The 1,534-nt window shown below is 47.5% G+C and carries 2 protein-coding genes; both read left to right on the top strand.

Annotation, left to right across the window (positions count from 1 at the left end; all coding sequences use genetic code 11):
• Positions 1–639: electron transfer flavoprotein subunit beta/FixA family protein (locus AC5EF3_RS16170; RefSeq protein ID WP_493548782.1), on the top strand; the 639-nt coding region annotated here is incomplete at its 5' end.
• Positions 639–1,534 (top strand): electron transfer flavoprotein subunit alpha/FixB family protein (locus tag AC5EF3_RS16165; RefSeq protein ID WP_493548781.1); only part of this gene is annotated, 896 nt, incomplete at its 3' end. The genes AC5EF3_RS16170 and AC5EF3_RS16165, both read left to right, overlap by 1 nt.

Below are 1,534 nucleotides of genomic sequence, written 5' to 3'. Positions count from 1 at the left end.
CCATTCTGTGAGATTGCTGTTGAAGAAGCAGTTCGTCTTAAAGAAAAGGGCATTGTCACTGAAATCGTCGTTGTTTCTATCGGTGTTGTACAGGCACAAGAGACATTGCGTACAGCTTTGGCGATGGGTGCAGATCGTGGTATCCTCGTCACGGCTGAGGGTGATGTAGAACCTCTAGCTGTTGCCAAAATCCTTAAAGCCATCGCCGATGAAGAACAACCAGGCATGGTGCTTCTTGGTAAGCAGGCGATTGATAATGACAACAACCAGACAGGGCAAATGCTTGCAGCCTTGCTTGACTGGCCACAAGGTACATTTGCATCTGAAGTTGTTGTTGAAGATGGTAAAGTGAATGTCACGCGTGAGATTGACGGCGGATTGCAAACACTCGCGCTTGATGGTCCTGCTGTGATCACCACAGATCTTCGTTTGAACGAGCCACGTTATGCGTCTTTGCCAAACATTATGAAAGCGAAGAAAAAGCCGATCGACACAAAAGAAGCTGCTTCTTTCGGCGTTGATATCGCACCTCGCCTGACTGTTGTGAAAGTAACTGAACCTGCTGGACGTGAAGCTGGTGAGAAGGTTGAAGATGTCGCAACACTTGTATCCAAACTTAAAGCTGCAGGAGCAATCTAATGGCTGTTCTCATCATTGCAGACCACAATAATACCTCTTTAAACGATGCCACACACAAAACAGTCACTGCCGCCAAAACATTTGGTGACATTGATATTTTAGTGGCAGGTGAAGGTGCTGGCGCAGTTGCTGAAGCAGCTGCAAAAATCGATGGTGTGCGTAAAGTTCTCCACGCTGATGGTCCACCTTACAAAACACAACTTGCTGAAGCTATGGATGCTCTTATCACACCGATGATGGCAAACTATGACGCCTTGTTTGCACCCGCGACAACGATGGGTAAAAACGTTACCCCGCGTATCGCGGCCAAACTCGATGTGATGCAGCTTTCAGACATCACAGCTGTGGTGGATGCAGACACGTTTGAGCGCCCAATCTATGCAGGTAACGCGATCCAAACTGTTAAATCATCTGATGCCAAAAAAGTTGTTACCGTTCGTACAACTGCTTTTGAAGCTGCGGGCGAAGCAGGTTCAGCTTCTGTTGAAACAATCGAAGCAGCTGCTGGTCCGTTCAAATCAAGCTTTGTATCAGAAGACTTGTCAGTATCGGATCGTCCAGAGCTAACATCTGCCAAACGTATTGTATCTGGTGGACGTGCGCTTGGGTCTGAAGAAGACTTTGAAAAGTTCATCTTCCCATTGGCCGATAAACTTGGCGCTGCTGTTGGAGCGTCTCGTGCGGCAGTGGATGCTGGTTATGCACCAAACGACTATCAAGTAGGGCAAACTGGTAAAGTGGTTGCGCCTGAGCTTTATGTCGCTGTGGGTATTTCTGGGGCCATCCAACACCTGGCTGGTATGAAGGACTCAAAAATCATCGTCGCCATCAACAAAGATGAGGAAGCACCTATCTTCCAAATCGCTGATTATGGCCTTGTAGCTGACTTATTCAA

The organism is Hirschia sp., from assembly GCF_058892565.1.
Note: the sequence above shows the minus strand (reverse complement) of the source record. Positions and strands in the feature narration are given on the sequence as shown.